The following is a 6527-nucleotide window of genomic DNA, read 5'->3' as shown; positions in this document are numbered from 1 at the left end:
GTGGCCGGAGCTTCCGAAAAAACAATAGCAACGTCTTTTTTACCGCTTGCTTTTATTCCACACGAAACCCCCGCGGCCTTAAAACCAGCAGGAGCTGTTATTCCGCCTTTTATAACTTTTATCTTGGACATAATTTCCTCCGTTAGTCGGGAGTTATTAGTCGGCAGTTGATAGTTGGGAGTTTCCCGGTTTTAGCTTATTAGCTTTTTAGTTGATTTGTTTTTAACCTTACCTTTTCCCCTTTACCCCTTACTCTTTTCTTGCCATCTGCCATCAGCCATCTGCCATCAGCCATCAGCCATCTGCCATAAGCCATCTGCCATCTGCCATAAGCCATCTGCCCCGCCAGAGGCGGGCAGGCATCTGCTACTTTTAAGGTACAAGACCTACCGCTTTCAAACCCTCTTTCTCATCAAATCCGCACATTAAGTTCATGTTTTGAATTGCCTGTCCTGAGGCTCCTTTAACTAAATTATCGATTGCCGAAATTACAATTACCCGACCCGTTCGCTCATCAACTTCAAGCCCTATCTGACAAAAGTTCGAACCGGCAACAGATTTAATTTCAGGATAAACCCCTTTCGGTAAAATTTTAATAAAATAATGATTTTTATAAAAATCATTATAGGTTTTTAAGAGTTCTTCCGTTGAAATATCCTTTTTTAATTTACAATATATCGTGCTGTAAATTCCTCTTGAAAAAGACGCAAGATGCGGGGTAAAAGTAAGTTTTACCTCTTTGTTTGAGATTTTACTCATCTCTTGTTCTGTTTCAGGGATATGTTGATGAGTTCCACCAACCTTATATGAATTAACGTTTTCATCACAAGAACAGTAATGAGTCTCCTTGTTCGCGCTCCGACCAGCTCCAGAGACACCCGTAAGAGCATCGATAATGATATCACTCTCAGAAATTATCTCTTCTTTTAGTAACGGCGCAACAGCCAATATTGAACCGGTTGGAAAACAACCCGGATTTGAGATAAAATCTGACCCCTTAATTTTTTCCCGATTAATTTCACAAAGACCATAGACAGCGGAGCCAAGCAACTCGGGATGCTTATGGGGCATCTTGTACCAGCTTTCATAAACATCTTTTTTAGGAAAGCGAAAGTCGCCACTTAAGTCGATAACCTTTCGATTCTCTCCCAAAAGCTCGGGAACAACATTCATAGACGTCCCATGAGGAAGAGCAACGAAGAACACTTCGGCTTTTTTCTTTGCTATATCTGAGTCAAATTTTTCAAACATCAAATCACATATGCCGTAAAAATTAGGGTAAAGAGCGGAAACTTTTTGGCCCGCATACTTATTTGCCGTTACATAAGATATTTTCACTTCGGAATGATTTGTGAGCAGCCGCAACAATTCGGCGCCGGTATATCCCGATGCTCCTATTATTCCAACGTTTATCATATCCTTCTCCTTATTTTTCTTATTATATCGACATAATATACATAATACTTGAATATTTGTCAAGAAATATTCAAGTATTTAAGAAAAAGATTTCTACTTGTTGTTTAAATTTACACAAAAATACCTCTTGCTCCTTTATTTTTCAGTATTTATTCGTTCTGATTATCATTACAAGAACTCCAACGTTACGTTGGATAACAAAGTAATCTCTAAAGACTGCTCTGTTTATGAGATTGCTTCGGTCGCCACGCTCCCTCGCAATGACCATTTGCTGGTTGACTTGTTTTTTCTCGGTGCTCTCTGTTCTATGTTCACATCTTTTAACTCCACTCTTGCTTTTGTCGAACATATGTTCTATATTAGTTTTATCATGGTAGAGATAGATGAACCCGTTGAGGTAATTGCCCTTTTTAAAAAAGGTGAGGTAAAACCAGTTAAGTTAAGTTGGAACAATAAAACATACCGCGTTAAAGAAATAACCGGCACTTGGAAAAGCTCACTCGGAAACGCGGAAATTCTTCATTTAAGTTTGGTGATAGAAAATGGGAGCTACTTCGAAGTTTCCTTCAATACCAAAACCTATATTTGGCGTCTCGAAAAACTGGAGACCACCTTCTAACCCTGCCTATCAGCAGGCACAGCGTATCATTATGCACGTAGATATGAACTCATACTTTGCTTCAGTGGAGCAGGCCCACAGACCCCATTTAAAAGGAAAACCTGTGCTGGTTCTGGCCGACCCCTATGGTACCCCAAAAGGAAAACGCTCGGTCGTGGCCGCCGCAAGTTATGAGGCGAAAACAATGGGTATTAAAGCTGGTATGCCTACCTTTGAGGCTCTGAAATTGATTCCAAAAGCCATTCTAATTGACGGAAATCCCCATAAATACGCCACGCTCTCAAGGCGTTTCTTGAAAATATTTGAAAAATACACCGATTTAGTTGAGCCCTACTCAATTGATGAGGCCTTTCTGGATATTACAAAGACCGCGTCGCTCTTTGGAGGAGCAAAACAGATAGGAATGTCCATAAAAGATGAGATTAAAAAAGAACTTGGGATAACCTGTTCGGTGGGAATCGCCCTCAACAAGCTCGTAGCTAAAATGGCCTCCAACTGGCAAAAGCCGGATGGTTTGGTTATCGTGTCACCCGATGAGCTGCCAGAGTGCCTCTGGAGCCACAAAATTGAGGAGATACCCGGAATCGGTCCCCAAAGAAAAATAAAGCTAAACGTCCTCGGAATAAGAACCATTGGGGAACTTGCCAAAACATCGCCAGATCTTTTAAGAAAGCGTTTTGGAATAACCGGACAATATATGTATAACGCCGCCTGGGGATTGGATGACAGACGAGTTAAGACTATGGAAGAAAACCCCTTGCCTAAATCCTTGAGCAAGTCCATAACATTGAGCAAAAACACAGCGAGTCCTACCGTTTTAAAAGCAATTTTCCTTAACCTTTGTGATAAAGTAACCTATCAGTTAAGACAAAGGGAGCTACTTGCAACAAAGGTTGGATTGGTACTTCGCTTTTCGGATTTAACCTTCTCTTCTAAACAAAAAAATCTCAACTTTTCAACATCGGAGACAAAGATTATTTTCAAGGAAATTACCAAAATCTTGGAAAGCTACTTTCCCCTTCGCCTGCCCGTTCGCTTAGTTGGCGTAACCGTATTCGGAATCACCGCCGAAGAATACATCCAAACCTCCCTTCTCCCTGAATTTGAGAGAAATAAAAAGCTGTATAAAACACTGGATGAGATTAAGGAGAAGTTTGGAGAAGAGAGTGTGTTTTATGGAGAGACATTTCAGACTCAAAAGTATTTGAGCCATGAGATGCCTAAGGTGGAGTAAATTTTTATAAAAGGATTTTTATTATAAGATTTCTCATATCGTCTGGCGGATGAGCGAAGTGCCCCGTCAGGGGCATTTGGGCTTCAGCCGTTCATCCGTTGATAGCCAAAATGTTCCGCCGAAGGCGGAAAGCGAAGCGTCATTTTGGCTAACGTTTCGAGCGTATCTGAAGTTCCCTGAAGGGGAATTTGGGCGGAGTGCCGAAGGCACGGAGCCTGATACGCTCTGTTAGGCGATGGTTTAGCCCAATTTATCTTTTAGATATTCCATACACTTATAGCAAAGTTCAATAAACAATAGTGTTTGGTATTCTAAAATTATATCTGCATAAACAACTCTATCTTCAATTTGGTTGAAATCTATGTCTATTTCTACAGTATAGTTCTCTCTACTTATAGGGATAGAAGATTTAGCATAATCAAAAAAGAAATTAAGAGTGTATTTTCCTTTCTTTCTTAGATAATCCCTCTGTTTTTCATAATCCTTTTTCCTCAACTCTATTCTATCTCTTATATTGTGAGAAAAGGTGTTTCTTATAAATCGAACTACTCCCTCAAAATTATTATAAGCTTCTTCATCGTTTCTAAAGATGTGTTCTAAAAATAAGTTCTTTATCTCCGCATCTTTTAGTGCCTCAAACAATGCCATAGTTATGCCTCGAATGGAATTGTTTAAAATCAAATGAGAGAAAAAATCAGGTGATTGGGATTTCTTATACATGTCTGCCAAAGATCTTTTGATAATGTTTTCTCTCAGAAGATACTTATTTGTACCAAAATCTATCCAAATATTCCTAGATTTGCATGAAAGGTCTTCATGTTTAGAAAGTTGAGAGTAAAAGTAACCTAAATGAAGGTATGTATAGTACATTACGATTGTTTCACGACAGTCCTCAAATATCTCTTTAGAATTTTGATTCATAATCACGAGTCTTCCCTCCTTTAAAGGCTGAACTTTCGCCTAACGGTATGCGGATAAAAGAAGTTGCCGAAGGCAATTTGGGCGAAGCATGGCGAAGCCTTTTATCCGCTGTTAGGCGGAGTTGCCAAATTACCTTTTTCAACATTTGTTATTTTCATTTAAGAAATTTCTTCGACTCTTCATCAACTTCTTTAGTCAAAGATTTACCTTTATCTTGGGTTAATTCATCAATCAACTTTTTACTTCCAAATAATCCAATCTTTAAATTTGACCATGCAATGAATAGCAAAATGCCTCCGATAATCCAAGTAATTATATTACTGCCAAAAAAGTAAAACACGAGAGCCATAATTATTATGGATCCCAGCCCATAACTAATTGGAACAATACGATACCATTTTGGTGCTTTCCCAATCGGATTTTTCATTAAGAACGGTTGGATAATTTGTTGATGGGCTTGCCAAAGTCTTGCACCAATAAAAAACATTTTCTTAGCCAACGGGTTGTCTATTGAACTAAAATCCCAGTTTTCCCCATAGCCACTTTTTAATTTAAAATCCTTTATGTTTTCGTGCCATATATTTTCCAATAACTCACTCCCGATAGTTTGGTAATCTTTTAAGTCTGAGTCCATCGCCATTTCATAAGCACCAGATATAGTTAGCGCCTTCTCTTCATCTTCTTTCAATCCTAATGAATATCTAATAACTTCTTGAGTATTTGGCTTTACTCCAAATAAGCTCTCGTAAACATCTAAGATTCTGCCACCGCAAGAATCTCCTTGAAGATAAAGGTAACCTTTATTTATTAAATCCCTTCTCTGTTCCATTGTGTAAAAATAATAAATCCAAGAAACAAAGCACAAAGATACCTTTTTGAACCAGAATTGAATATCTTCTTTATTAATATCTTTGTCGAAACTAGTTTCAGTAGGTGAGAAAAATAAAATTCCACTTAAAGACCGCTCAGTTGCATCTAAAATTGTCATCCATAACTCCCGTAAGAAGTAATTGTCAATTCCTTCCACCTTGCTGACAAGTGGTTTACAAAACATTTTTACGATAGTTCCATATTGAGTCCTGTCCATAATTAAATCTCCTAAGTATAAATTTGGCAGTTTCGCCTAACGTTCCAGCGTATGCGATGTTTTGCGACCAACGGGAGCAAAAATATGGGAGAGGGGCGAGCCGAGCCCCGAACCGCATACGCTGTGTTGTGCGAGGGTGAGCGGAACGCAATGGAGCGAAAGCGTAGCGTCCCCTTGAGTTCTCTTTTGTGAAAAAAATCTAATTTAATTTTGGCACTTTTTATCTTAATTCAACACACTAGTCATTAAGGTGTTGAATAGCGTAATCTGCCTCAGCTTGCGTGAATTTTTCACCATATTCAGAAGTCAGTTGGTCGTGGATGGCAGCTGGTGACATATTCATAGTATCCTGATAAGTTTTTGCCTTAGCTAAAGCATTTGCATTCCAATCAGCTTTCATATTGTCTATTGCATACTGTGCGGCGGCAGTTGAAAACTTTTCGCCATATTCTGAAACAAGCTGATCATAAACACCTTGCTTTGACATATGCATTGTGTTGGCATATGTTGTGGCCTTGTTAAGGGCAGATTTATACTCGGCTGGAACGGTTGCATCCTTAGCTGGTGCTGGCTTTTCTTCAGGAGTTTCAGCTGGTTCCTCTTTTTTATTTTCTTGAACAGTATTTGAATTTGCAGTGCCGTTAGAATTGTTGGAAGTTTCTTTATTGCCTCCCATAGCACTACCGATAATGCCAATTACAAACAAAATTAAAATGCCGGTAATTATTTTGTGCTTAACGAACCAATTTCTTAAATCGGCTCCGCAATGCTTGCACTTTTTTGCACCAAGCTGAATATCCTCTTGGCACTTAGGGCACTTTTTAGTCTGCCCTTGAGACTGCTCGTTTGAGTTTTTCATAGTTCTGCTCCTTAAAAATTAATAATAAAATGTGGCAAAATTTTCCTTAATGTTATTGTTTCACAAAAGAGAATTTCGTATAACGTATCCGTGTATGAGATGTCCCGAGAATACGGGATATGGGAGAGGTCATTCGGGGAATGACCGAACCTCATACACGGTGTTAGCTGATGTATTCCTTTTCTTTTCCCGACCACAGTCGGGATTGTTTTATAAAATTTTCAAATTTCTTTTTCTCAATTTGAGGGAGGGGGAAGAGGGGAATTAAAGGGGTGAATTCCCTCTCTCTCAAACTCCTTATTTTATATTTTCCTAATTCTATCGATTAAAAATTTAATATAATATCCTTTGTCAGCTCTAACTTGAACATATTTTTGATCTATAAAATAAT

At 38.7% G+C, this 6527-nt stretch carries 7 protein-coding genes; 2 read left to right on the top strand and 5 right to left on the bottom strand.

Annotated features, from left to right (window positions below; genetic code table 11):
• Positions 1–199: 199 nt before the first annotated feature.
• Both Q7U95_RS05555 and argC read right to left on the bottom strand, forming a co-directional pair.
• Entirely contained in the window at positions 200–337 is a 138-nt protein-coding gene (locus Q7U95_RS05555; RefSeq protein ID WP_308752601.1) for a hypothetical protein, read from the bottom strand.
• A 35-nt stretch (positions 338–372) separates the two neighbouring features.
• Positions 373–1416 (bottom strand): N-acetyl-gamma-glutamyl-phosphate reductase, encoded by a 1044-nt coding sequence (argC, locus tag Q7U95_RS05550; protein WP_308752599.1) that lies wholly within the window; start codon positions 1414–1416, stop codon positions 373–375.
• Between the two features lie 100 nt (positions 1417–1516).
• Here argC and Q7U95_RS05545 point away from each other — a divergent pair, with 100 nt between their 5' ends.
• Together Q7U95_RS05545 and dinB are read left to right on the top strand one after the other, a co-directional pair.
• On the top strand, positions 1517–2035 hold the full coding sequence (locus Q7U95_RS05545) for a hypothetical protein (RefSeq protein ID WP_308752597.1): 519 nt from the start codon (positions 1517–1519) through the stop codon (positions 2033–2035).
• Entirely contained in the window at positions 1959–3269 is a 1311-nt protein-coding gene (gene dinB / locus Q7U95_RS05540; protein ID WP_308752595.1) for a DNA polymerase IV, read from the top strand. Before Q7U95_RS05545 ends, dinB begins: the two co-directional genes overlap by 77 nt.
• A gap of 240 nt (positions 3270–3509) precedes the next feature.
• Here the strand turns inward: dinB and Q7U95_RS05535 are convergent, their stop codons facing one another.
• The 3 genes from Q7U95_RS05535 to Q7U95_RS05525 all read right to left on the bottom strand — a co-directional run bounded on the left by Q7U95_RS05535 (position 3510) and on the right by Q7U95_RS05525 (position 6136).
• Entirely contained in the window at positions 3510–4196 is a 687-nt protein-coding gene (locus Q7U95_RS05535; protein ID WP_308752593.1) for a hypothetical protein, read from the bottom strand.
• A 148-nt stretch (positions 4197–4344) separates the two neighbouring features.
• Positions 4345–5277: a hypothetical protein gene (locus Q7U95_RS05530; RefSeq protein ID WP_308752591.1), complete on the bottom strand. Its 933-nt coding sequence runs from the start codon at positions 5275–5277 to the stop codon at positions 4345–4347.
• A gap of 238 nt (positions 5278–5515) precedes the next feature.
• A complete protein-coding gene (locus tag Q7U95_RS05525; protein WP_308752589.1) occupies positions 5516–6136 on the bottom strand; it encodes an Ltp family lipoprotein in 621 nt (206 codons plus the stop codon).
• Between the last annotated feature and the right edge of the window lie 391 nt (positions 6137–6527).

Origin of the sequence: Candidatus Oleimmundimicrobium sp., from assembly GCF_030651595.1 — a bacterium.
GTDB lineage: Bacteria > Actinomycetota > Aquicultoria > UBA3085 > Oleimmundimicrobiaceae > JAUSCH01.
Note: the sequence above shows the minus strand (reverse complement) of the source record. Positions and strands in the feature narration are given on the sequence as shown.